The 22,257-nt window shown below is 63.2% G+C and carries 25 protein-coding genes; 2 read left to right on the plus strand and 23 right to left on the minus strand.

Annotated elements, in window-relative coordinates:
- From EJ073_RS04950 to EJ073_RS05025, 16 genes are all read right to left on the minus strand, one after another.
- On the minus strand, positions 1-477 hold the full coding sequence (locus tag EJ073_RS04950; RefSeq protein WP_126054718.1) for a DUF6882 domain-containing protein: 477 nt from the start codon (positions 475-477) through the stop codon (positions 1-3).
- 32 nt (positions 478-509) lie between these two features.
- Entirely contained in the window at positions 510-2,003 is a 1,494-nt protein-coding gene (glpK, locus tag EJ073_RS04955) for a glycerol kinase GlpK (protein WP_126054719.1), read from the minus strand.
- Between the two features lie 94 nt (positions 2,004-2,097).
- A complete protein-coding gene (locus EJ073_RS04960) occupies positions 2,098-3,825 on the minus strand; it encodes an ABC transporter substrate-binding protein (RefSeq protein WP_126054720.1) in 1,728 nt (575 codons plus the stop codon).
- A 75-nt stretch (positions 3,826-3,900) separates the two neighbouring features.
- Positions 3,901-4,194: a DUF2160 domain-containing protein gene (locus EJ073_RS04965; RefSeq protein WP_189347543.1), complete on the minus strand. Its 294-nt coding sequence runs from the start codon at positions 4,192-4,194 to the stop codon at positions 3,901-3,903.
- The gene (locus EJ073_RS04970) at positions 4,191-5,105 is read right to left on the minus strand and encodes a carbohydrate ABC transporter permease (RefSeq protein WP_126054722.1); all 915 of its coding nucleotides are present in this window, start codon (positions 5,103-5,105) and stop codon (positions 4,191-4,193) included. The genes EJ073_RS04965 and EJ073_RS04970 overlap by 4 nt, the downstream gene beginning before the upstream one ends.
- Before the next feature lies 1 nt (position 5,106).
- Complete coding sequence (locus EJ073_RS04975; RefSeq protein WP_126054723.1) at positions 5,107-5,973, minus strand: sugar ABC transporter permease; 867 nt, start codon at positions 5,971-5,973, stop codon at positions 5,107-5,109.
- On the minus strand, positions 5,974-7,056 hold the full coding sequence (locus EJ073_RS04980; RefSeq protein WP_126054724.1) for an ABC transporter ATP-binding protein: 1,083 nt from the start codon (positions 7,054-7,056) through the stop codon (positions 5,974-5,976).
- A 10-nt stretch (positions 7,057-7,066) separates the two neighbouring features.
- The gene (locus EJ073_RS04985; protein ID WP_126054725.1) at positions 7,067-8,149 is read right to left on the minus strand and encodes an ABC transporter ATP-binding protein; all 1,083 of its coding nucleotides are present in this window, start codon (positions 8,147-8,149) and stop codon (positions 7,067-7,069) included.
- A gap of 38 nt (positions 8,150-8,187) precedes the next feature.
- Entirely contained in the window at positions 8,188-9,714 is a 1,527-nt protein-coding gene (gene glpD, locus EJ073_RS04990; protein ID WP_126054726.1) for a glycerol-3-phosphate dehydrogenase, read from the minus strand.
- Positions 9,715-9,841: 127 nt separating this feature from the next.
- On the minus strand, positions 9,842-10,609 hold the full coding sequence (locus EJ073_RS04995) for a DeoR/GlpR family DNA-binding transcription regulator (RefSeq protein ID WP_126054727.1): 768 nt from the start codon (positions 10,607-10,609) through the stop codon (positions 9,842-9,844).
- A 122-nt stretch (positions 10,610-10,731) separates the two neighbouring features.
- Entirely contained in the window at positions 10,732-12,144 is a 1,413-nt protein-coding gene (locus EJ073_RS05000; protein WP_126054728.1) for an aspartate aminotransferase family protein, read from the minus strand.
- Between the two features lie 104 nt (positions 12,145-12,248).
- A complete protein-coding gene (locus EJ073_RS05005) occupies positions 12,249-12,980 on the minus strand; it encodes a peptidase (protein WP_126054729.1) in 732 nt (243 codons plus the stop codon).
- Positions 12,981-13,010: 30 nt separating this feature from the next.
- Positions 13,011-13,805 carry a transglutaminase family protein gene (locus tag EJ073_RS05010; protein ID WP_126054730.1) on the minus strand — a complete coding sequence of 265 codons (795 nt, stop codon included), beginning with the start codon at positions 13,803-13,805 and terminating at the stop codon, positions 13,011-13,013.
- Between the two features lie 30 nt (positions 13,806-13,835).
- The gene (locus EJ073_RS05015) at positions 13,836-14,777 is read right to left on the minus strand and encodes an alpha-E domain-containing protein (protein ID WP_126054731.1); all 942 of its coding nucleotides are present in this window, start codon (positions 14,775-14,777) and stop codon (positions 13,836-13,838) included.
- A gap of 91 nt (positions 14,778-14,868) precedes the next feature.
- Positions 14,869-16,281 (minus strand): circularly permuted type 2 ATP-grasp protein, encoded by a 1,413-nt coding sequence (locus tag EJ073_RS05020; protein WP_189347840.1) that lies wholly within the window; start codon positions 16,279-16,281, stop codon positions 14,869-14,871.
- Between the two features lie 172 nt (positions 16,282-16,453).
- Positions 16,454-16,690 carry an Lrp/AsnC family transcriptional regulator gene (locus tag EJ073_RS05025; RefSeq protein ID WP_126054733.1) on the minus strand — a complete coding sequence of 79 codons (237 nt, stop codon included), beginning with the start codon at positions 16,688-16,690 and terminating at the stop codon, positions 16,454-16,456.
- Positions 16,691-16,910: 220 nt separating this feature from the next.
- On the opposite strand from EJ073_RS05025, the gene EJ073_RS05030 reads away from it, so the two are divergent.
- Positions 16,911-17,330: a DUF4864 domain-containing protein gene (locus EJ073_RS05030; RefSeq protein ID WP_126059080.1), complete on the plus strand. Its 420-nt coding sequence runs from the start codon at positions 16,911-16,913 to the stop codon at positions 17,328-17,330.
- 5 nt (positions 17,331-17,335) lie between these two features.
- Here the strand turns inward: EJ073_RS05030 and tgt are convergent, their stop codons facing one another.
- The 7 genes from tgt to coaD form a co-directional block, all read right to left on the minus strand.
- Positions 17,336-18,466, minus strand: a complete 1,131-nt coding sequence (gene tgt, locus EJ073_RS05035; RefSeq protein WP_126054734.1) for a tRNA guanosine(34) transglycosylase Tgt — start codon at positions 18,464-18,466, stop codon at positions 17,336-17,338.
- Entirely contained in the window at positions 18,459-18,728 is a 270-nt protein-coding gene (locus tag EJ073_RS05040; protein ID WP_126054735.1) for a hypothetical protein, read from the minus strand. Before EJ073_RS05040 ends, tgt begins: the two co-directional genes overlap by 8 nt.
- Positions 18,718-19,809 (minus strand): tRNA preQ1(34) S-adenosylmethionine ribosyltransferase-isomerase QueA, encoded by a 1,092-nt coding sequence (gene queA / locus EJ073_RS05045; RefSeq protein WP_126054736.1) that lies wholly within the window; start codon positions 19,807-19,809, stop codon positions 18,718-18,720. The genes EJ073_RS05040 and queA overlap by 11 nt, the downstream gene beginning before the upstream one ends.
- Positions 19,809-20,258, minus strand: coding sequence for a DMT family transporter (locus EJ073_RS05050; RefSeq protein WP_126054737.1), 450 nt, complete (start codon positions 20,256-20,258; stop codon positions 19,809-19,811). Before EJ073_RS05050 ends, queA begins: the two co-directional genes overlap by 1 nt.
- Before the next feature lie 14 nt (positions 20,259-20,272).
- Positions 20,273-20,785, minus strand: coding sequence for a peptidylprolyl isomerase (locus EJ073_RS05055; protein WP_126054738.1), 513 nt, complete (start codon positions 20,783-20,785; stop codon positions 20,273-20,275).
- Positions 20,786-20,813: 28 nt separating this feature from the next.
- The gene (locus EJ073_RS05060) at positions 20,814-21,308 is read right to left on the minus strand and encodes a peptidylprolyl isomerase (RefSeq protein WP_245455680.1); all 495 of its coding nucleotides are present in this window, start codon (positions 21,306-21,308) and stop codon (positions 20,814-20,816) included.
- A 109-nt stretch (positions 21,309-21,417) separates the two neighbouring features.
- A complete protein-coding gene (coaD, locus tag EJ073_RS05065) occupies positions 21,418-21,918 on the minus strand; it encodes a pantetheine-phosphate adenylyltransferase (RefSeq protein WP_126054740.1) in 501 nt (166 codons plus the stop codon).
- Positions 21,919-22,109: 191 nt separating this feature from the next.
- Between coaD and EJ073_RS05070 the strand changes: the two genes are divergently transcribed.
- A complete protein-coding gene (locus EJ073_RS05070; RefSeq protein ID WP_126054741.1) occupies positions 22,110-22,253 on the plus strand; it encodes a hypothetical protein in 144 nt (47 codons plus the stop codon).
- Positions 22,254-22,257: the final 4 nt, after the last annotated feature.

Consider the following 22,257-nt stretch of genomic DNA (forward strand, 5'->3'; position numbering starts at 1 on the left):
TCAACTGGCCCAGCCGATGGTCTTGAAGATCAGATACAGGCCTCCGCCTTCACCGCGTGGGGAGCGGTAAGCGCCGAGTGCATCGCAGATGCGAACCATTGCCCCGCTCAGCCCCCAGCCGAGCGCCTCCAGGTCATTGTTCGTGTCGAGCACATAGGCCTGAGCCAGCTCATCAATGCCTTTTTCCTCGCCGAAGGACCGAACCCGCTTGGCGTCTTCGAGGAGTTCGCCAGGCAGGTTTGAATTTGCCCAGGCCCACAGCCAGTTGTCAGCTTTGGCGCTCGTACTGCCCGCAATCTGGATCTCGGCGACGACCTTGATAACGCCTTGCTCCGAGAACAGGAGCTTTCGTGCCTTCAGATCGTAGTCGTAGCGCGGCCAGCTGCCGAGGCGGAAATCCTTCTGCAGGCGGTCGTTCTTGGCTTTCAGCTGATCGAAAGCCTCTTCGCGCCAGCCAGTATACCAATCTGGATTCATTCACCCCTCACCCAGCCGATCTCGCTGCCGATTTATGGCACGCTCAGCGTCCTGCGCACAGCGTCACGCCAGCCCGCCAGCTTGGCGGTGCGGGCCGCAGTGTCCATCTCCGGCTTGAAGCGGCGGTCGAGCGCCCAGGTCTTGGCGAACTCCTTTGCCTTCGGCCACACACCCGCCTTCGAGCCGGCAAGCCAGGCAGCACCGAGCGCCGTCGTTTCCAGGATGGTCGGTCGGTCGACCGGCGCATCGAGGATGTCGGCCAGCCGCTGCATCGTCCAGTCGGAAGCCACCATGCCGCCGTCGACCCGCAGCACGGTCTTGGCGGAAGCCCCCTTCCAGTCCTTGCGCATGGCGTCGAGCAGGTCGCAGGTCTGGTAGGCGACGGATTCCAATGCCGCGCGGGCAAACTCCGCCGGGCCTGAGTTGCGGGTCAGGCCGAAGATCGCGCCGCGCGCCTCGGCGTCCCAATGCGGCGCGCCGAGGCCGACGAAGGCCGGCACCAGATACACATTCTGCGCCGGATCGGCGGCTGCCGCGAGCGCGCCGCTCTGCTCGGCCTTGCCGATCACCTTGATGCCGTCGCGCAGCCATTGCACGGCGGCGCCGGCGATGAAGATCGAGCCTTCCAGCGCATAGGTGGTCTTGCCGTTCAGCCGGTAGGCGATTGTGGTGAGCAGCCGGTTCTTCGAGCGCACCAGATCGGCGCCGGTGTTGAGCAGCGCGAAGCAGCCGGTGCCGTAGGTCGACTTCATCATGCCCGGCTCGAAACAGGCCTGGCCGATGGTCGCGGCGTGCTGGTCGCCGGCGACGCCGAGGATTTTTATCTCGGCGCCGAACAGGCCCTTCTCGGTGACTCCATAGTCATCGGCGCAGTCTTTCACTTGCGGCAGCATGGCGGCCGGGATGCGCAGGATCGACAGCAGCTCGTCGTCCCAGACATTCTTCTCGATGTTGTAGACCAGCGTGCGCGAGGCGTTGGTGGCGTCGGTGGCGTGCACCTTGCCGCCCGTGAGCCGCCAGATCAGGAAACTGTCGATGGTGCCGGCGAGCAGCTCGCCCTTTTCGGCGCGCTTCCTGGCGCCTTTCACCTTGTCCAGCATCCAGGCGATCTTGGTGCCGGAGAAATAGGGATCGAGCAGCAGGCCGGTTTTCTTGGTGAATGTCTTTTCCAGCCCCTGCTTCTTCAATTTCTGGCAGAGCGGCGCGGTCCGGCGATCCTGCCAGACGATGGCGTTGTGAATCGGCTTGCCGGTCGCCTTGTCCCAGATGACGACGGTCTCGCGCTGGTTGGTGATGCCGATCGCCGCCACGTCCGAAGCGTTGCGGCTGGCAGCCTTCAGCGCGGCCTTCACGGTCGCCACCACGCTTGCCCAGATCTCCTGCGGATCGTGCTCGACCCAGCCCGAGGCTGGATAATACTGGTTGAATTCCTGCTGGCCGGCGCCGGCTACCTTCATCTGGTCGTCGAACAGGATAGCCCTGCTCGATGTCGTCCCCTGGTCGATGGCAAGCACAAAGCCGCTCATTTCCGCTCCTCCGCTCTTCATGCAACAGGGGAGACGGCAAAAGCCGCCTCCCCCGCAGGATCCATGCGGGCGCTGACGCCCGCATCAGGCAGTCTTACTTCTGCCAGCTCTTCACGAGCTCGTCGTAGTTGATGGTGATCGGCTTTTCCTTCTCGTTCTCGATCTTGAGCTGAGGCGCGAGATTGCCCTTCTTGACCGCGTCCGCGTTCCAGTAGGCGAGGTCATGCTCTTCGGCCATCTTCGGGCCGATATCGCCCTGGACGCCCGACTTCTCGATGCGGCTCATGACCTTTTCCTGCTCGGCGCAGAGCGAGTCCATCGCTTCCTGCGCGGTCTTGGCGCCGGACGAGGCATCGCCGATCGCCTGCCACCAGAGCTGAGCCAGCTTCGGATAGTCAGGCACGTTGGTGCCGGTCGGCGACCACTGGATGCGAGCCGGCGAGCGGTAGAACTCGATCAGGCCGCCGAGCTTCGGAGCACGCTCGGTGAAGCTCTTGTCGTGGATCGTGCTCTCGCGGATGAAGGTCAGGCCGACATGGCTCTTCTTCACGTCGACGGTCTTCGAAGTGACGAACTGCGCGTAGAGCCAGGCGGCCTTGGCGCGGTCGGTCGGCGTCGACTTCATCAGCGTCCAGGAACCCACGTCCTGATAGCCGAGCTTCATGCCGTCCTTCCAGTAGACGCCGTGCGGCGACGGCGCCATGCGCCACTTAGGCGTGCCGTCGTCGTTCATCACCGCCTTGGCGCCGGCGTCGACCATCGAAGCAGTGAAGGCGGTGTACCAGAAGATCTGCTGGGCGACCGCACCCTGCGCCGGCACCGGGCCGGATTCGGAGAAGGTCATGCCCTGCGCTTCGGCCGGAGCGTAAGCCTTCAGCCAGTCGAGATACTTCTGGATCGAATACACCGAGGCCGGGCCGTTGGTGTCGCCGCCGCGCGCCGTGCAGGAGCCGACAGGACGCGAGTTCTCGTCGACCTTGATGCCCCATTCGTCGACCGGCAGGCCGTTCGGGATACCCTTGTCGCCATTGCCGGCCATGGACAGCCAGGCATCGGTGAACCGCCAGCCGAGCGACGGGTCCTTCTTGCCGTAGTCCATGTGGCCATAGACCTTCTTGCCGTCGATCTCGCGGCCGGTGAAGAACTCGGCGATGTCCTCATAGGCCGACCAGTTGACCGGCACGCCGAGGTCGTAGCCGTACTTGGCCTTGAAGTCGGCCTTGTTCTTCTCGTCGTTGAACCAGTCGTAGCGGAACCAGTAGAGGTTGGCGAACTGCTGGTCGGGAAGCTGGTAGAGTTTCTTGTCCGGCGCCGTGGTGAAGGAGGTGCCGATGAAGTCCTTGAGGTCGAGGTTCGGATTGGTGACGTCCTTGCCGTCGCCCGCCATCCAGTCGGTCAGGTTGCGCACCTGCTGGTAGCGCCAGTGCGTGCCGATGAGGTCGGAGTCGTTGACCCAGCCGTCATAGAGGTTCTGGCCGGTCTGCATCTGGGTCTGGATCTTCTCGACGACGTCGCCTTCCTGGATCGTGTCGTGCGTGACCTTGATGCCGGTGATGGCGGAGAAGGCCGGCGCCAGCACCTGCGATTCATAGGAATGGGTGGCGATGGTTTCCGAGACGACCTTGATCTCCATGCCGGCAAACGGCTTGGCGGCGTCAATAAACCACTGCATCTCCTTTTCCTGGTCGGCGCGCGAAAGCGTCGACAGCGGGCCTATCTCCTTGTCCAGAAAGGCCTTCGCCTCATCCATCCCGGCGTAGGCATTGCCTGCCCCGAGCAATAGGACAAGGGCGGTCGTTGATGTTAAAAATTGCCGTCGCATGTGTTTCCTCCAGTTTTGGTTTCAAGTGCGATCTGGAGCGGTCGCCGGCACGCGGCCGCTCCAACAGTTTCCCCTCTATACGTAGCGGAACACGCCGATGGCGTAGACTACGGAGAGAGCGAGAGCCCACCACAGGTTGGGTCCAACCAGACCCAGCCAAGCGAGATGGATGAAGGCGCTGCCGAGCAGCGACAGGAAGAGACGGTCGCCGCGCGTCGTCTCGAAGCGGAGCACGCCGACGCGCGGATTGCCGCCCGGCGAGGCATATTCCCAGGCCGCCATGCCGCAAAGCAGCAGGAAGACGGTGCCGAAGAAAGCCGCCGTCGGCCAGGTCCACGCCATCCAGGAGAGGTCGAGGTTCATGGTCATACCCTCCCCAGGGCAAAGCCCTTGGCGATGTAGTTGCGGACAAACCAGATGACGAGCGCGCCGGGGATCAGCGTCAGCACGCCGGCGGCGGCGAGCAGTCCCCAGTCCATGCCGGCGGCCGAGACGGTGCGGGTCATGGTGGCGGCGATCGGCTTGGCGTCCGTGGTGGTCAGCGTGCGCGCGATCAACAATTCCACCCATGAGAACATGAAGCAGAAGAAGCAGGCGACGCCGATGCCGCTGGCGATCAGCGGCATGAATATCTTCACGAAGAAGCGTGGGAACGAATAGCCGTCGATATAGGCCGTCTCGTCGATCTCCTTCGGCACACCGGACATAAAGCCTTCGAGGATCCACACCGCCAGCGGCACGTTGAACAGGCAGTGCGCCAGCGCCACCGCGATATGGGTGTCGATCAGGCCGAAGGCGGAATAGAGCTGGAAGAACGGCAGCGCGAACACCGCCGGCGGCGCCATGCGGTTGGTCAACAGCCAGAAGAACAGATGCTTGTCGCCGAGGAAGCGATAGCGCGAGAAGGCGTAAGCCGCCGGTAGCGCCACGGCGACCGAGATCACCATGTTCATCACCACATAGGTGATCGAGTTGATATAGCCCGAATACCAGGACGGGTCGCTGAAGATGGTGCGATAGTTGGCGAGCGTCGGCGCATGCGGATAGAGCGTCAGCGACGAGACGATCTCAGCATTGGTCTTGAAGCTCATGTTGATGAGCCAGTAGATCGGCAGCAGGATGACGATGATGTAGAGCGTCGGCACGATCCACCACCAGCGCGATTCCTCGCCGCGGCGCCGCATCAGGCGCGCCACCTCGTCCTGCGACAGGGCGCTGCTCAGCCCTTCCGAAACCGCCGTCTCGCTCACTCTGTTCGCTCTTTCGTTAACGCCGGTCATCTCAGCGCTCCGCGTCGTAGTTGGTCATCACGGTGTAGAAGACCCATGACAACAGCAGGATGATCAGGAAGTAGACCAGCGACATCGCCGCCGCCGGACCGAGGTCGAACTGGCCAAGCGCCGTCTTGACCAGGTCGATCGACAGGAACGTCGTCGAATTGCCGGGACCGCCGCCGGTGACGACGAAAGGCTCGGTGTAGATCATGAAACTATCCATGAAGCGCAGCAGCACTGCGATCAAAAGCACGCGCTGCATCTTCGGCAGCTGGATGTAGCGGAACACCGCCCAGCGCGAGGCGCCGTCGATCTTGGCCGCCTGGTAGAAGGCATCCGGGATCGAGACCAGGCCGGCATAGCAAAGCAGCACGACGAGGCTGGTCCAGTGCCAGACGTCCATTATGATGACGGTGACCCACGCGTCGATCGGATCCTGGACATAGTTGTAGTCGATGCCGAGCGCATTGACGTAGTAGCCGAGCAGGCCGATGTCGTTGCGGCCGAAGACCTGCCAGATCGTGCCGACGACATTCCATGGGATCAGCAGCGGCAGCGCCATCAACACCAGGCAGACCGGCACGCCCCAGCCCTTCTTCGGCATGTTGAGCGCGATGAAGATGCCGAGCGGCACCTCGATGATGAGGATGATGAAGGAGAAGATCAGGTTGCGGACCATCGCTTCCCAGAAGCGGTCGGAGGACAAGAGCTCCTCGAACCACTCCGTGCCGGCCCAGAAGAAGACGTTGTTGCCGAACGTGTCCTGCACCGAATAGTTGACGACGGTCATCAGCGGGATGACGGCCGAGAACGCCACCAGCACCAGCACCGGCAGCACAAGGAACCAGGCCTTGTTGTTCCAGGTCTTTTCCATCTATGCCCCCATCTCGACGCGCCAGGAATCGGCATAGATGTTGATGCCGGCCGGATCGAAACTCACCTTCGGATCGGCCGGCACGGTGTCGTCCTCGCCGATGACGGCGGCGATCTCGCGGCCCTCGAGGCTGGCGCGCACCACCTTGTGGCGGCCGACATCCTCGACCTTGCTGACTTTGACGGCCATGCCGTCGCGGCCGAGCCTGACATATTCGGGGCGGATGCCGAGCTCGATCGAGCCGGCGCCGGTGTTCCCGCTGGCAGTCTTGGGCACGCCCGGCAATTCGATGCGCTGGCTGCCGATCGTCGCGGTCCTGCCGTCGATCGCCACCGGCATGACGTTCATGCCGGGCGAGCCGATGAAATAGCCGACAAAGGTGTGGCGCGGCCGCTCGAAAAGTTCGGCCGGCGTGCCGATCTGGACGATCTCGCCGTCATACATGACCACCACCCGGTCAGCGAAGGTCAGCGCCTCGGTCTGGTCGTGCGTGACATAGACCATGGTGTAGCCGAAACGGCGGTGCAGTTGCTTCAGCTGCGAGCGCAGCACCCACTTCATGTGCGGGTCGATGACGGTCAGCGGCTCGTCGAACAGGATGGCGTTGACGTCCGAACGCACCAAGCCGCGGCCAAGCGAGATCTTCTGCTTCTGGTCGGCGGTCAGGCCGCGCGCTTTCCGGTTCGCCCATGACGCCAGATCGATCATCTCCAGCGTCTCGCGCACCTTGCGGTCGACATCGGCCTCCGGCACGCCGCGGTTGCGCAGCGGGAAGGCCAGATTGTCGTAGACGGTCATGGTGTCGTAGATGACCGGGAACTGGAACACCTGGGCGATGTTGCGCTCCTGAGTCGACAGCCTGGTGACGTCCTTGCCGTTGAACAGCAACTGGCCGTGCGAGGGGTGGAGCAGCCCCGAAATGATGTTGAGAAGCGTGGTCTTGCCGCAGCCGGAAGGCCCGAGCAGCGCGTAGGCGCCGCCATCCTCGAAGGTGTGGTGCACCTCCTTCAGGGCGAAATCTGAATCCTTCTGCGGATTGGGCAGGTAGGAGTGGCGGATGTGGTTGACGTCGATGCGTGCCATCGCTTCCTCCTCAAGCCGCGAGCTTCGGCGCGGCGGCCACGGCGCGGCCGTTTCCGTCGAAGACCATGATGTGGCGCGGATCGATGAACACCTCGACCATGGCGTCGGGCTCGAAGTCGCGGATGCCGTGGGTCAGCATCACCCAACGGGCGTCGGCGAAATCGAGATGGATAAAGCTCTCCGAGCCGGTGATCTCGGTGATGGTGACCTTGGCCCGCACCGGCACGGCGGCGGCATTGGGCCGCTCGAGCGACAGATGATGCGGCTGGAAGCCGATCGTGTAGATGGCGTCGGCAATGCCGGTGAGCTCGGCCGGCACCGGCAGCGTCACGCCGCCCTCGAGCAGGAAAACCGGACCCTTCTTGGCGAGCACGATGGTGTTGAGCGGCGGATCGGCAAAGGTTCTTGCCGTCACCAGGTCGACCGGCTTGCGGAACACCTCGATGGTCGGGCCGAACTGGGTGACGCGGCCTTCCGAAAGTGTCGCCGTATTGCCGCCGAGTAGCAGCGCCTCGTGCGGCTCGGTGGTGGCGTAGACGAAGATGGTGCCGGCGGCGGCGAAGATCTTCGGCAGCTCGGCGCGCAGCTCCTCGCGCAGCTTGTAGTCGAGATTGGCGAGCGGCTCGTCGAGCAGCACGAGGCTGGCGTTCTTGACGATGGCGCGGGCGAGCGCGGTGCGCTGCTGCTGGCCGCCGGACAGGCTGAGCGGGGTGCGGTCGAGATAGGGCGTGAGCTTCAGCAGTGCCGCGGCGTTGCGCACTTCCTTGTCGATCTTGGCCTGCTCGGCGCCGGCGACCCTCAGCGGCGAGGCGATGTTCTCGTAAACGGTCATCGCCGGGTAGTTGATGAACTGCTGATAGACCATGGCGACGTTGCGCTTCTGCACCGGCTGGCCGGTGACGTCCTTGCCGTCGAACCAGACCGAGCCGGAGGTCGGCGCGTCGAGGCCGGCCATCAGCCGCATCAGGCTGGTCTTGCCGGACAGCGTCGGTCCGAGCAGCACGTTCAGCGAGCCGTGCTGGAGCGTCAGCGACACGTCGCGGATATGCTCCGCCGCGCCGACCGTCTTCGACACGTTTCTCAATTCCAGCATGATGCCTCCTCCCCGGCTCTGTGCATCACACGGCCATCCTATTCGGCCGCCGCGACATGGCGGCGACTTATTCCACGCATGAATTCGTCGAGCGTCGCGGCCTGCTCGCGACTGAGATGCAGGCCACGCTTGGTCCGGCGCCACAATACATCCTCAGCGGTCAGCGCCCATTCGTTTTCGACGAGGTAGCGAACCTCGGCTTCGTAGAGATCAGCGCCGAAGTTGCGGCCGAGATCGGCATTCGACTTGGCGAGCCCCAGCACGGCCTGCGCCAGCGTGCCGTAGAGCCGGGTCAACCGACGCGCCAGGCGCTGATCGAGGAACGGATAGGCGCTCTTCAGTTTCGCCACTTGCGCCTCGAAGCCGGTGGGCGGGAAATTGCCGCCCGGCAGCGGCGCGTTCGATGTCCAGGGCTTTCCGCGCTTGCCGAGGAAGCTTTCGATCTTTTCCAGCATCGATTCCGACAGCCGGCGATAGGTGGTGATCTTGCCGCCGAAGGCGTTGATGATCGGCGCGGACCCCTCGCCGCCATCGGTTTTCAGAACATAGTCGCGGGTCGCTTCCTGCGCCCTAGAGGCGCCGTCGTCATAAAGCGGGCGCACGGCCGAATAGGTCCAGACGATGTCGGAACGCTTGACCGGTTGCGCGAAATACTCGCTTGCCGCGGCGCAGAGATAGTCAATCTCGGTGTCGCTGATCTTCACATCATGCGGATCGCCCGGATAGTCGCGGTCGGTGGTGCCGATCAGCGTGAACTCTTCCTCATAGGGAATGGCGAAGATGATGCGGCCATCCTTGTTCTGGAAGAAATAGGCGCGCGGATCATCGAACTTCTTGGCGATGACGATGTGGCTGCCTTGCACGAGGCGGACATTGTGGACGTCATTCTGGCCGACCGTCGCCGAAAGCACGTGATCGACCCAGGGGCCGGCGGCGTTGACCAGAAGCCTGGCCTTGACTTCCTCGGTGTCACCGGTCCTCAGCTCCTCGAGCCGGATTGCCCAGAGGTCGCCTTCGCGACGCGCGCCGACGACCTTGGTGCGGGTGCGGATGATCGCGCCGCGGTCGGCGGCGTCGCGAGCATTCAGCGCCACCAGGCGGGCATCGTTGACCCAGCCGTCGGAATATTCGAAGGCCTTGCGAAACAGCGGCTTCAGGGGCTTGCCGGCCGGATCCGTCCCCATGTCCAGCGTCTTCGTCGCCGGCAGCAGTTTGCGCCCGCCAATATGGTCGTAGAGGAAAAGGCCGAGCCGGATCAGCCAGGCCGGCCGCAGGCCCTTGGCGTAAGGCAACACGAAACGCATCGGCCAGATTATGTGCGGCGCGTTCTTCCACAGAACCTCGCGCTCCATCAGCGCTTCGCGTACCAGGCGGAATTCGTAGAACTCAAGATAGCGCAAGCCGCCATGGATCAGCTTGGTCGAGCCGGACGAGGTGCCGCTGGCCAGATCGCTCATCTCGGCGAGAAAAACCGAGAAGCCGCGACCAACCGCGTCGCGGGCGATGCCGCAGCCGTTGATGCCGCCGCCAATGACAAAAATGTCATGGATCGGTGATGCGTCCAAGAAATCCTCCAGCGATTTCGCATTGCAGCATTTTTGGTCTTTTGCGAAACCGTTACGGAATTAATTCGAAATACGAACGAATGTCAAACGAAATATCACAGCGCCGTGAAAGCCACGTTAGCCGGCCCTAGCCGAGCGATGTTTCGATCAGCTGAACCTCTGCCTCCTCGCAGATCTTGCGCACCGAGGGGATGTCGCAACGATCGGTGATGAAGGTGTTGACCTGCGACAGATGGCCGATGCGAACCGGCGCGGTGCGTTCGAACTTGGTCTGGTCGGAAACCAGGATGACGTGCCTGGCGTTGGCGATGATGGCTTGCGCCACTTTCACCTCGCGAAAATCGAAATCGAGCAGCGCGCCATCATGGTCGATGGCCGAGGCGCCGATGACGGCGTAGTCGACCTTGAACTGGCGGATGAAGTCGACGGCGGCCTCGCCGACGACGCCGCCGTCGGAGCCACGCACGACGCCGCCGGCAATCACCACCTCGATCGAAGGATAGACACGCATCCTATTGGCAACATTGATATTATTGGTGATGACCATGAGGCCGTTGTGGTCCAGCAAGGCCTTGCTGACGGACTCGGTCGTGGTGCCGATGTTGATGAAGAGCGAGGCGTTGTCGGGGATCAGCCTGGCGGCGGCGCGGCCGATCGCCTCCTTCTCCTCGGCGGCGATCTTGCGGCGCGCCTCATACTCCATGTTCTCGATGCCGGAGGGGAACAGGGCGCCGCCATGGATGCGTGTGAGCAGGCGCTGGTCGCAGAGATCGTTGAGGTCCTTGCGGATGGTCTGCGGCGTCACGTTGAAATGCGTGGCCAGATCGTCCACCAGCACACGGCCATGATCCTGGGCCATCTGGACGATTTCAGCATGGCGCGGGGACAGAAACATCTAGTGCCTCCCGTTTTCGTTTTTCTTGTGTATATCCGAAAACGAAAGCAATGAAAAGGCAGATGCCGGCTAATGAAAATCATATGATCGCAAAACCGGCGCAGCTCGATAGGGGGCTTGCCTCAAGTAAGGCAGCGTGCGATTTCGGTGATGACATCAAATGCCGCGTCGATATCGTCCGCCGTCGCCTCGAACTGGCCGGCCTGGAAGCGGATCGCGACCCCACCATCCACTTTGGTCTGGGTCAGGTAGATGCGGCCATCGTCGTTGATGGCATTGACCAGTCGAAGGTTGTGTTCATCTGAATCGGCGCCCGCCCCTCCCTTATGCCGAAACGAAAATAGCGACAGCATCGGCTCGGTAACGATGTCGAAATCCGCCTCGCCTGCCAGGCGCTTGGCGAGGCCTTCGCTCCAGGCGACGTGGTTACGGATCATGGCGCGCAGGCCTTCCAACCCATGCGCCCGCAACAGGAACCAGAGTTTGAGCGCCCGGAACCGCCGACCGAGCGGCACCGACCATTCGGAATAGTTGATGATACCGTCATGACCATGGGTCTTGAGATAGTCCGGCTTGATGGCCAGCGTACGCACCAGATCTTCGGGCTGGCGGATGAACTGGATCGAGCAGTCGAACTGCGCGCCCAGCCATTTGTGCGGATTGAAGACGATCGAATCGGCGCCTTCGACGCCGGCCCAGAAATGCCGATACTCCGGGCAGATCATCGCCGATCCGGCCCAGGCGGCGTCGACATGCAGATAGAGGCCGTGCCGTTTGGCGACAGCAGCCGCGGCGGCGATGTCGTCGGTGCCGCCGGTGCTGGTGCCGCCGACGCAAGCGATGATACCCGCCGGCCGCATACCGGCGTTGCGGTCGGAGACGATCGCGGCTTCGAGCGCCGCGGTGTCCATGGCACGGAAACGGCCGGCGACCGGAATGCGGACGAGGTTCTCCTCGCCGATACCGGCGACCCAGATGGCGCGATCGATGGAGGTGTGAACCTGATCCGAGGAATAGACGCGAAGCCTCGCCTGCCCTGTCAGCCCCTCCTTGTTCCCCTGCCAGTCGAGCGCCCGCTCGCGCATGGTCAGCACCGCGGCCAGCGTTGCCGACGAAGCCGAATCCTGGATGACGCCGGAAAAGCCATCGGGCAGGCCGAGCGCCTGGCGCATCCAGTCGACGGTACGGGTCTCCAACTCGGTCGCCGCCGGCGAGGTCTGCCACAGCATGCACTGCGCCGCCATCGCCGAAACCAGATATTCGGCAACCACCGAGACCGGGGCGGCATTGGCCGGGAAATAGGCGAAGAAGCGCGGGTGCTGCCAATGCGTCATGCCGGGCACGATCTTTTCCTCGAAATCGGCAAAGATCCTGTCCATCGGTTCCGCGGTTTCCGGCGGCGAGACCTCGATGGCATGGAAAACCTCGCCAGGGGCAAGCGCTGGGCGCACCGGCCGTTCGCGCAAGGTGTCGCGGTAGTCGACACCCCAGTCGGCGGCACGCCTAGACCAAGTGCGGAATTCGTTATTGTCCATGTTTCCTCCCAGTAGCCGGCCGCCGCGCCGGCAAATGCAACCGCTCGGGTGTTGATTAACATGTTAAATATATGAAGGCAATGATTCAGCGAGGTCGCGCCGCCCTACCCCGGAAAATCCGGCAGGCTGGCGAAAGCCGTCTTCAGCGCGTTCGACCAGCCGTCCGAGATGGTGCGGTAATAGTGATCGTCCTGGCCGATGCGCTTCTTAAGGCTGACCTTGAAGGCGTCCTTCTCGTAGAACAGCAGGTCGAGCGGCAGGCCGACCGACAGGTTCGACTTCAGCGTCGAATCGAAGGACACCAAAAGCAGCTTCACCGTCTCGGCCAGGCTCATCGTGCGTTCATAGGCGCGGATGATGATCGGCTTGCCGTATTTGGTCTCGCCAATCTGGAAGAACGGCGTGTCGTCGGTCGATTCGATGAAATTGCCCTCGGGATAGATCATGAACAGCCGCGGCGGGCTGCCCTTGATCTGGCCGCCGAGGATGAAGGAGGCGTTGAAGTAGGAATCGGCCTTGTCGCCTGCGGGCGAGGAATGAGCGATGACCTCCTTGACCGTATCGCCTACCAGCCGCACCGTCTGGTACATGGACGGCGTCTCGAGCAGCGTCGCATGGCGATCCGCCACTGCCTTGGTGCGCTCGTCGAGCAGGCTGACCACGGCCTGCGTGGTCGCCAGATTGCCGGCCGACATCAGCACAATGACGCGCTCGCCGGGCTCCTCCCAGACATGCATCTTCTTGAAGGTCGAGATCGAATCCATGCCGGCGTTGGTGCGCGTGTCCGACATGAACACGAGCCCGCGATCGATCTTCAGGCCGACGCAATAGGTCATGGGTACTCTTTAGCAGCGATTCCGCTGGAATTACTGCTCTACCGTGACAGTCACCGCAAGCTGTTCCTGCGCCTGTCCCAGCCTAATCCCCGATACCGGTGAGGCGTCCCGGTAGTCGCGCCCGGTCGCCACGCGCACATAGCGCTCGTCGGGGGAGATTCCGTTGGCGGCATCGAAAGCAACCCAGCCGAGGCCTTGGACATGCGCCTCGGCCCAGGCGTGGCTCGCCGCCTGCTGGACCGCCGCATCCATCATCAGATAGCCGCTGACATAGCGGGCCGGAAAGCCCATGGCGCGCGCCGCGGCAGCGAAGATATGGCTGTGGTCCTGACAGACGCCGGTTCTAAGCGCCAGTGCCTCTTCGGCCGGCGTCATCACAGTGGTGGCGCCAGGCTTGTAGGCGACACGCTCACCGATCGTGCCCATCAGCCGATGAAGCCGCTCGATATCCGTGCCCTTGCCCGCCGAGGCGGCAAGCTCGCGAATGCCTTCGCCGGCGGCGGTCAGCGGCGTCTCCTGCGCGAACAGCCAGAGCGGCGCAAAACCCTGGTGTTGACCGGATACGCCCGTGGTGTCGCGCGTCACCACCTCGCCCGAAGCTTCAATGGCGATGGCGTGAGGCTCGCCTTCGACGCTCAAAAGCCGGGTGTCGTTGCCGAAATGGTCGGTGAAGCGTACCTCCTCGCGCGCGCCATCGATCTTCAAAGCCCAGGACTGAACGGTCTGTGTGTGGCCGCTGACTGGCAGCAGCCGCAGCCGCTGCAAGAGATACTGCACCGGCGCATCGTAGCGGTAGTCTGTCCGATGGGTGATCTTGAGCCGCATGGCGTCAGTTTCCGGTTGCGAGCCTGATGCTCAATAGAACTTGTAATCCAGCGCGATCTCGTCGCCGAGCCTGGTGTTGTCGCGGATGAAATTGGCCAGGAACTCGTGCAGGCCGGCGTCGAATATGTCCTTGATTGAGCCCGCCCTCAGCATTGCCTGCGTCTTTTCGGCCGTGGCGTGACATGCATGGCGCTCGCCATAGTCGTCGCCCAGGAATTTCAGGTGTTCGGCGAGGAAGCGGTAGCAGAAGGTCAGGGAACGCGGCATGCGCACGTTGAGGATGAGGTAGTCGGCGATGTTGGTCGGCTTGTAGTCGGCGTCGTAGACCCAGCGGTAGGAGCGATGCGCCGACACCGAGCGCAGGATCGATTCCCACTGATAGTTGTCGAGCGTTGAGCCGACCCAGGAGATCGACGGCAGCAGCACGTAGTATTTGACGTCGAGGATGCGGGCCGTGTTGTCGGCGCGCTCGACATAGGTGCCGAGCTGCGAGAAATCGAAGATCTCGTTGCGCAGCATGGTGCCGTAGAACGAACCGCGGATCAGCGCTGTCTCGCGCTTGATGGCGTCGAGCACGTTCGGCAGGTCGCGCTCGTCGATGGGCCTGGCCAGCATGCGCTTCAGCGACATCCAGGCCTCGTTGATGCTCTCCCAGGTCTCGCGCGTCAGCGCGGTGCGCACCATGCGGGCATTGTTGCGGGCGGTCTCGATCGAGGACATGGTGCTCGACGGGTTCGAGGTGTCGCGCAGCAGGAAGTCGGAAACGTTGGCAGCGGTATAGTCCTGGTATTTCTGGCTGAAGGCGATGTCGGAGCCCGCGCTCAGCAGCACCGAGTTCCACTCCTCGGACGCATTCTGCGTACGGGTGAGCGCCATGCGCAGGCCGGCATCGACAAGGCGGGCCATGTTTTCGGCCCGCTCAATGTAGCGGTTCATCCAGTAGAGCCCGTTGGCGGTACGGCCCAAAAGCATATCAATTTGCCCCGATGTCGAGCGAATAGCGAATAGCGAGTAGCGAGTAGGGAAGAATGCGTCTCATGATTGCTGCGTCCCCCTGCCCAGCTCAATCATCCAGCACCCACGTATCCTTGGTACCGCCGCCCTGCGAGGAATTGACCACCAGAGAGCCCTCTTTGAGGGCCACGCGCGTCAAGCCGCCGGGCACGATCTGGATGCGGTCGGAGACCAGCACATAGGGCCTGAGGTCGACATGGCGGGGCGACAAGCCCTTCTCGGTGAGGATCGGGCAGGTCGACAGCGCCAGCGTCGGCTGGGCAATGTAGTTCGATGGCTTTGCCGCGAGCTTCTTGGCAAAGTCCTGGCACTCCTTCTTGGTCGCCGCAGGCCCGACCAGCATGCCGTAGCCGCCGGAGCCGTGCACTTCCTTGATGACCAGCTCGCTGATGTGCTCCAGCACATATTTCAGGCTGTCCCCCTCGGAGCAGCGCCAGGTCGGGATGTTGCCGAGGATCGCCTTGCGGCCGGTGTAGAACTCGACGATCTCGGGCATGTAGGAATAGATTGCCTTGTCGTCGGCGATGCCGGTTCCCGGCGCATTGGCAATGGTGATGTTGCCGGCGCGGTAGACGTCCATGATGCCGGGCACGCCAAGTGCCGAGTCCGGGCGGAAGGTGAGAGGATCGAGGAAAGAATCGTCCACGCGCCGGTAGAGCACGTCGATCTGCTTGTAGCCTTCCGTCGTGCGCATCGCGACATGGCCGTCGACGACGCGCAGGTCCTGGCCCTCGACCAGCTGCACGCCCATCTGGTCGGCGAGGAAGGCATGCTCGAAATAGGCGGAGTTGTAGCTGCCCGGCGTCAGCACGGCGATGGTCGGCGCATCCTTGGTGCCCTTTGGCCGCACCGCGGCCAGCGACTGGCGTAAGAGCTGCGGATAGTTTTCGACCGGCCGCACCTTGATCTGCTGGAACAGCTCGGGGAAGAGCTGCATCATCGTCTCGCGGTTCTCCAGCATGTAGGAGACGCCGGAGGGCGTGCGGGCATTGTCCTCCAGAACGTAGAACTCGTTCTCCGAGATGCGCACGATGTCGACGCCGATGATGTGGGTATAGACGCCGGCCGGCGGCCTGACCCCGATCATTTCCGACAGGAAGGCCTCGTTCTTGGCGACCAGTTCCCTGGGCACACGGCCGGCGCGCAGGATTTCCTGACGGTGGTAGATGTCGTCGAGGAACGCGTTCAGCGCCTGGACGCGCTGCTCGATGCCTTGCGTCAGGCGGCGCCATTCATTGCCGGAGATGATGCGCGGGACGATGTCGAAGGGGATCAGCCGTTCTGAGGCTTCCTGCTCGCCATAGACGGCAAAGGTGATGCCGGTCTTGCGGAAGACGCGCTCGGCGTCCTGCATTTTCTGGGTAAGCCTGGCCGGGTCTTGCTCCTTCAGCCAGCGATCATAAGCCGAATATGGTCTTCTCAGTCCGGAAACTTCCGGAAGCATTTCATCAAACGCTGCCAATCGCGTACTCCCCTGTGACACCATTTCACTGGCGTCGTCGGAGAAAATCAAGCGCAATCGGTGATTTGATGGATGCCGGCGGTCGTTATGTCAGGACTGCTTAAGATTGAGGCAGGGCCGACGGGGCTGGGTCAGGCTTTGCCTTGCGCCCGGGCAAACGACAAAGGGCGACTCAGAAGGCGCGGAAAGTGACGATGGTGAACGTGTCCTTGATGCCGGGCAGAATCTGCACCTTCTCGTTGATGAAGTGGCCGACGTCCTGCTCATCCTCGACATAGAATTTGGCGAGCAGGTCGTAATTGCCGGCGGTCGAGTAGATTTCCGAGGCGATCTCGGCATCGGCAAGCGCGCCCGCGACCTCATAGGCCTTGCCCAGATCGCACTTAATCTGCACGAAAAATGCCTTCATTGCCGGTCCTGCCTAGCCTCTGCGCGAATAAGCGGCCCTTTTGGCAGAGTGGCGCCCAGCTTTCAAGCACCAGCCGAAAGGCGCCGAGCAACGAGCACCAAGCATGGCGGCATCGCCGAATCGCGGCGCCTGCGATTTGCTGAAACCACCAAGCGGCGCCATGCGTATGTTAGGATGCATCTTCGGACTGCGATTTCCCCTGGGGACAATGGAGGCAGGCATGCGCCGCTCGTTATTCGCATTCGCAATCATTCCATTCCTTTTCCTGTCCTCGGCGCTTGCAGGCGACGCCGAGGTCAAGGCGGCGCAGACGGTCATCGACAGCCAGTTGAAAGCCTTCATCGCGAATGACGGCGTCAGGGCCTACAGTTTCGCCGCGCCGAATGTGAAACGCGTCTTCCCGACGGTCGACATGTTCATGAACATGGTGACCAACGGCTACGCGCCGGTGCGCAAGCCGCAGAGCTATGCCTTCGGCAAAGTCGAGCAGACCGGTCCGACCTCGATTATCCAGCAGGTGATGATCGTCGGGCCTGATGGCAAGGATTACGAGGCGGTGTATACGCTGGAGCAGCAGCCCGACGGTAGCTTCCAGATCACCGGCTGCAGCCTGCGGGCCTCGACGTCGCTCAGCACCTGAGCCGGTCAGAGCACCGGAATATCACCCCGCGCCCAGCCTTCGGAGATCTCTGCGGCACGTGCATCGAAGGCCTGCGCTTCGATCGTGGCGCGGATGTCCTGCATCAATTTCTGATAGTAGGAAAGATTGTTCCAGGTGAGCAGCATCGCGCCAAGCGACTCCTGCGAACGCACCAGATGATGCAGGTAGGCGCGCGAATAGTCGCGTGCGGCCGGGCAGTCGCTCTCCTCGTCCAGCGGCCGCGGATCGTCGGCATGGCGGGCATTGCGCAGGTTGACCTTGCCGCGGCGCGTATAGGCGAGGCCATGGCGGCCGGCGCGGGTTGGCATCACGCAATCGAACATGTCGATGCCGCGCGCCACCGATTTCAAGATGTCGTCCGGCGTGCCGACGCCCATCAGGTAGCGCGGCCGGTCGGCAGGCAGTTCCGGACAGGTGATGTCGAGCATGTCCAGCATCACCGCCTGCGGCTCGCCGACGGCCAGCCCGCCGACGGCGTAGCCTTTCAGGTCCATGGCCTTCAGCGCCTGCGCGGAGCGCACGCGCATGGCCGCGCTGTCGCCGCCCTGGACGATGCCGAACATCGCCTTGCCCGGCTGGTCGCCGAAGGCCGCCTTGCAGCGCTCGGCCCAGCGCAGCGACAATTCCATCGCGCGCTCGATCTCCTTCGGCTTGGCTGGAAGTGCCGTGCATTCGTCGAGCTGCATCTGGATGTCTGAGTCGAGCAGGCCCTGGATTTCGATCGACCGCTCCGGCGACATTTCGTAGGGCGCGCCGTCTATATGCGAGCGGAAGGTGACGCCCTTTTCCGAGAGTTTTCTCAGCTTCGACAGCGACATCACCTGGAAGCCGCCGCTGTCGGTGAGAATCGGATGCGGCCAGCGGGCGAATTCATGCAGGCCGCCGAGCTTCGCCACGCGCTCGGCGCCCGGCCGCAGCATCAGATGATAGGTGTTGCCGAGGATGATGTCGGCGCCGACGCCGCGCACCTGGTCCATGTACATGGCCTTCACGGTGCCACCGGTGCCGACCGGCATGAAGGCCGGCGTCCGGATCTCGCCGCGCGGCATCGAAATCACGCCGCGCCGCGCCCTGCCGTCGGTGGCAAGCAGCTTGAAGGTGAAAGCCTCAGCCATGGAAGTCCTTGTCGTGCACAGGCGCGCCGGGTGCCTGCTCGTCGAGCGACTGCCGGTAGCGGATGCAGCCGCGCATGAATTTTTCCCAGGGCGGCACCGCGATGGCAGGTTCGGTCTTTTCCGGCAGCAGGGCCCAGAGGTCGGGGTGATGCCAGCAGAGATCGTGGCCGGTGGAGTCGCGATGGGTGCGAATGCCGGCGCGCAGTTTCTTCACCTCCGCGACCAGAGCGTCGCGGTCCATGTGTTCCAGATCATCGTCCATCGCTCGTCTCCGCTCGGTAAAGCAAGCTGGCGTCTCCGTAGGAGTAGAACCTGTAGCCGCTGTCGATGGCATGCGCATAGGCCGCGCGCATCGTCTCCAGCCCGCTGAAGGCCGAGACCAGCATGAACAGCGTCGAGCGCGGCAGATGGAAATTGGTCATCAGGAGATCGGCCGTCCGGAAACGGTAGCCGGGCGTGATGAAGATATCGGTCGGACCCGACCAGGCGGCGAGCCTGCCGTCCGGCGTGGCCGCGCTTTCCAGCAGGCGCAGCGACGTCGTGCCGACGGCGATGATCCGCGCTCCGCGCGCCTTGGCCTCGTTGAGTGCTTGAGCGGTCTCGGCGCTGACCGAGCCGGTTTCGGCATGCATCTTGTGGTCGGCGGTGTCGTCCGCCTTGACCGGCAGGAAGGTGCCTGCGCCGACATGCAGGGTGACGAAGCGGCGCTCGATCCCTTTCGCGTCCAATGCGGAGAACAGCTCTGGCGTGAAATGCAGCCCGGCGGTGGGCGCGGCGACGGCGCCCTCCTCCCTGGCATAGATGGTCTGGTAGTCCCTGCGGTCGCGCTCGTCGTCATCGCGCTTGGAGGCGATGTATGGCGGCAGCGGGATGTGGCCGACCGCATGCAGCGCCTCGTCGAGAAACGGACCGGACAGATCGAAGCCAAGCAGCACCTCGCCCGCCTCGCCCTTCTCGATCACCGTGGCGTCGAGCCGGCCGAGAAAGCAGGAATTGGTGTCATGGCCGAAATGGATGCGATCGCCCGCGGCGATGCGCTTGCCTGGCCGCATGAAGGCCTGCCAGCGGTCGGGCGCCACCCGCATGTGCAGCGTTGCCTCGACCTGCGCCTGTGCCTCGCCGCGCTTGCGGATGCCCTTGAGCTGCGCTGGAATGACCTTGGTGTCGTTGAAGACGAGGACGTCGCCTTCCTTGAGCAGCGACGGCAGGTCGCTCACCGCGCGGTCGGCCAGCCCCGCGCCGCCCGGTCTGACGACCAGCATCCTGGCGCTGTCGCGCGGCTCGGCCGGACGCAATGCAATGCGGTCTTCCGGCAGGTCGAAATCGAAGAGGTCGACGCGCATCAATAGAGCCGGATGAGCAGCGCTCCGGCGAGCAGCAACGCGGCGCCGGCAATGCGGCCGAGCGAGATCTCGCGCACCGCCACGCCCAGGAAGCCGGCGCGGTCGATGAGCATGCCGGCCAGCAGTTGGCCTGCGACCAGGAACGCCATCAGCGCGGCGGCGCCGATACGTGGCGTCAAAATCGTCGAGAGCGTGACGTAGAAGCCGCCGAGCATGCCGCCGGCGATGAACAGCCATGGCGCGGGCGCTTTCCAGTCTAACGAAATGCCCTGCAGCTTCACCACCACGAGAGCGATGATGCCGAGCACGACCGCGCCCGACAGGAACGAGAACGCAGCCGCCGCGACCGGGAGGCCCAGGCCGCGCGCCAGCTGCGAATTGATGGGCGCCTGAACGGCGATAAAGGCGCCGGACAGGATGCCAAGCAGGGACCAGACGGCGCCCATCATCGTGGTTTCACACCTTACTTGACGTCGGCCGCGACCTTGAGCGACACGATCTTGTCGGGATCCTGCACCGGCTCGCCGCGCTTGATCTTGTCGACATTTTCCATGCCTTCGATCACCTGGCCCCAGACCGTGTACTGGCGGTTGAGGAAGGCGGCATCGTCGAAGCAGATGAAGAACTGGGAGTTGGCCGAATTCGGGTTCTGGGCGCGCGCCATCGAGCAGGTGCCGCGACCGTGGTTGGCGTTGGAGAACTCGGCCTTCAGGTCGGGCTTGTCCGAGCCGCCCATGCCCGCGCGGGAAGGCGCGAAGGAGGCCTTGCTCGAATTGCCGAACTTGACATCGCCGGTCTGCGCCATGAAGCCGTCGATGACGCGGTGGAAGACGACGCCGTCATAGGCGCCTTCGCGCGCGAGCTCTTTGATGCGGGCGACATGGCCGGGCGCCAGGTCGGGGAACATTTCGATGACGACGTTGCCCTTGGTTGTTTCCATTATGAGCGCGTTTTCGCGGTCCTTGATCTCAGCCATGTCAGATATCCTTTTGAGAAAAACAGATTTATTTGTCGGCGGCGATACGCACTTTGACCATGCGGTCGGGGTCTGCGACCGTGCCGTTGTCCGCCTCGTCGCCCTTCTTGATGTTGTCGACCAGCTCCATGCCGCTGACGACATTGCCGACGATGGTGTACTGGCCATCGAGTGACGACGCCGGCGCGAACATGATGAAGAACTGCGAATTCGCGGAATTCGGATCCTGCGAACGGGCCATGCCGACCACGCCGCGCTTGTAGTGCTCGGTCTGCGAAAACTCGGCCGGCAAGTCAGGCAGGTCGGAGCCGCCGGTGCCGACGGCCTCGGGGTTGAAGCCCTTCTTCATGTTGCCGAACTTGACGTCGCCGGTCTGCGCCATGAAGCCGTCGATGACGCGGTGGAAGGCGACATTGTCATAGGCGCCCTCGCGCACCAGCTTCTTGATCTGCGCGACGTGCTTGGGCGCCAGATCGGGGCGCAGCGCGACGGTCACGTCGCCGTCCTTCAGCGTGATGATCATAGTGTTTTCCTTGTCGGCGGGGAAGGCCGGGAAGGATGCCGCCACGAGGCCGGCCAGCACGACGAGGAACGAAGCGAGCTTCTTCAGCTGCATGGAAGTCTCCGGAGTTTTATTTCGCGAATTTGGCGGTGAGCGCGCCGGCGACGGCCGCCGGCACGAAGGGGCGGATGTCGCCTCCCATCGAGGCTATCTGGCGGACAAGTGTGGCGGTAATGGTTCTGACCGACGGGCTGGCGGGCAGAAAAACCGTCTGCAGTTCCGGCGCCATGGTCTCATTCATGCCGGCCATCTGCATCTCGTAGTCGAGATCGGTGCCATCGCGCAGGCCGCGTATCATGATCGAGGCGCCCTCTCTCCTCGCCGCGTCGATGACCAGGCCATCGAACGCCACGACCTTTATGCGGGCGCCGTCGCGACCGAACTCGGCCTTGGTCGCCGCTTCGATCAGCTTCACCCGTTCCTCGAATGAAAACAGCGGCTTCTTGCCGGGGTGGATGCCGATCGCCGCATAGACGATGTCGGCCACGGCGAGCGAAGCCTTCAGCACGTCGAGATGGCCGTTGGTCAGCGGGTCGAAGGAGCCTGCGTAAAGGGCGATGCGTTCGGTCATGGCAGGCTTCTAGCGGGCGCGCGGACGGAAGGCAAATCCGATTGATGCGGCATCCGTGAACCTTTTCGCAGACTGAACGACAGATGAATGCGACGATCAGGAACGTTTCACGCAGCGTTCACTAGGTTGCCGCTTCAGGAGATGAAACCAAAGTCCCATCTATCCGTTATTAGGCGCAGGAGAACACGCACATGCTGATCTACATGCTAGCCACCGCAATGACAGTCGCCATGCTGATCGCCACCGCATTCGGTCTGCATCAGGAAGCCGTGCGCGTTCGCGCCAAGACGAACACGCGGCGCTTCGAAGTCCGCAAACCCTATCGCCACTACTGAATTG

The organism is Mesorhizobium sp. M4B.F.Ca.ET.058.02.1.1 (genome assembly GCF_003952505.1).
Classification (GTDB): domain Bacteria; phylum Pseudomonadota; class Alphaproteobacteria; order Rhizobiales; family Rhizobiaceae; genus Mesorhizobium.

Bases quoted from the DNA above. Each gene is read 5' to 3' on its own strand.
- EJ073_RS04965 (WP_189347543.1), bottom strand. From the start codon at position 4,194: ATGACCATGAACCTCGACCTCTCCTGGATGGCGTGGACCTGGCCGACG.
- EJ073_RS04970 (WP_126054722.1), bottom strand. From the start codon at position 5,105: ATGACCGGCGTTAACGAAAGAGCGAACAGAGTGAGCGAGACGGCGGTT.
- EJ073_RS04960 (WP_126054720.1), bottom strand. From the start codon at position 3,825: ATGCGACGGCAATTTTTAACATCAACGACCGCCCTTGTCCTATTGCTC.
- EJ073_RS05005 (WP_126054729.1), bottom strand. From the start codon at position 12,980: ATGACCTATTGCGTCGGCCTGAAGATCGATCGCGGGCTCGTGTTCATG.
- EJ073_RS04985 (WP_126054725.1), bottom strand. From the start codon at position 8,149: ATGCTGGAATTGAGAAACGTGTCGAAGACGGTCGGCGCGGCGGAGCAT.
- EJ073_RS05010 (WP_126054730.1), bottom strand. From the start codon at position 13,805: ATGCGGCTCAAGATCACCCATCGGACAGACTACCGCTACGATGCGCCG.
- EJ073_RS04950 (WP_126054718.1), bottom strand. From the start codon at position 477: ATGAATCCAGATTGGTATACTGGCTGGCGCGAAGAGGCTTTCGATCAG.
- EJ073_RS04980 (WP_126054724.1), bottom strand. From the start codon at position 7,056: ATGGCACGCATCGACGTCAACCACATCCGCCACTCCTACCTGCCCAAT.
- glpK (WP_126054719.1), bottom strand. From the start codon at position 2,003: ATGAGCGGCTTTGTGCTTGCCATCGACCAGGGGACGACATCGAGCAGG.
- EJ073_RS05030 (WP_126059080.1), top strand. From the start codon at position 16,911: ATGCGCCGCTCGTTATTCGCATTCGCAATCATTCCATTCCTTTTCCTG.
- coaD (WP_126054740.1), bottom strand. From the start codon at position 21,918: ATGACCGAACGCATCGCCCTTTACGCAGGCTCCTTCGACCCGCTGACC.
- EJ073_RS05040 (WP_126054735.1), bottom strand. From the start codon at position 18,728: ATGGACGATGATCTGGAACACATGGACCGCGACGCTCTGGTCGCGGAG.
- EJ073_RS05015 (WP_126054731.1), bottom strand. From the start codon at position 14,777: ATGCTTTTGGGCCGTACCGCCAACGGGCTCTACTGGATGAACCGCTAC.
- queA (WP_126054736.1), bottom strand. From the start codon at position 19,809: ATGCGCGTCGACCTCTTCGATTTCGACCTGCCGGAAGACCGCATTGCA.
- EJ073_RS05000 (WP_126054728.1), bottom strand. From the start codon at position 12,144: ATGGACAATAACGAATTCCGCACTTGGTCTAGGCGTGCCGCCGACTGG.
- EJ073_RS05050 (WP_126054737.1), bottom strand. From the start codon at position 20,258: ATGATGGGCGCCGTCTGGTCCCTGCTTGGCATCCTGTCCGGCGCCTTT.
- EJ073_RS05060 (WP_245455680.1), bottom strand. From the start codon at position 21,308: ATGATCATCACGCTGAAGGACGGCGACGTGACCGTCGCGCTGCGCCCC.
- EJ073_RS04975 (WP_126054723.1), bottom strand. From the start codon at position 5,973: ATGGAAAAGACCTGGAACAACAAGGCCTGGTTCCTTGTGCTGCCGGTG.
- tgt (WP_126054734.1), bottom strand. From the start codon at position 18,466: ATGGCTGAGGCTTTCACCTTCAAGCTGCTTGCCACCGACGGCAGGGCG.
- EJ073_RS05070 (WP_126054741.1), top strand. From the start codon at position 22,110: ATGCTGATCTACATGCTAGCCACCGCAATGACAGTCGCCATGCTGATC.
- EJ073_RS05055 (WP_126054738.1), bottom strand. From the start codon at position 20,785: ATGGCTGAGATCAAGGACCGCGAAAACGCGCTCATAATGGAAACAACC.
- EJ073_RS04995 (WP_126054727.1), bottom strand. From the start codon at position 10,609: ATGTTTCTGTCCCCGCGCCATGCTGAAATCGTCCAGATGGCCCAGGAT.
- EJ073_RS05025 (WP_126054733.1), bottom strand. From the start codon at position 16,690: ATGAAGGCATTTTTCGTGCAGATTAAGTGCGATCTGGGCAAGGCCTAT.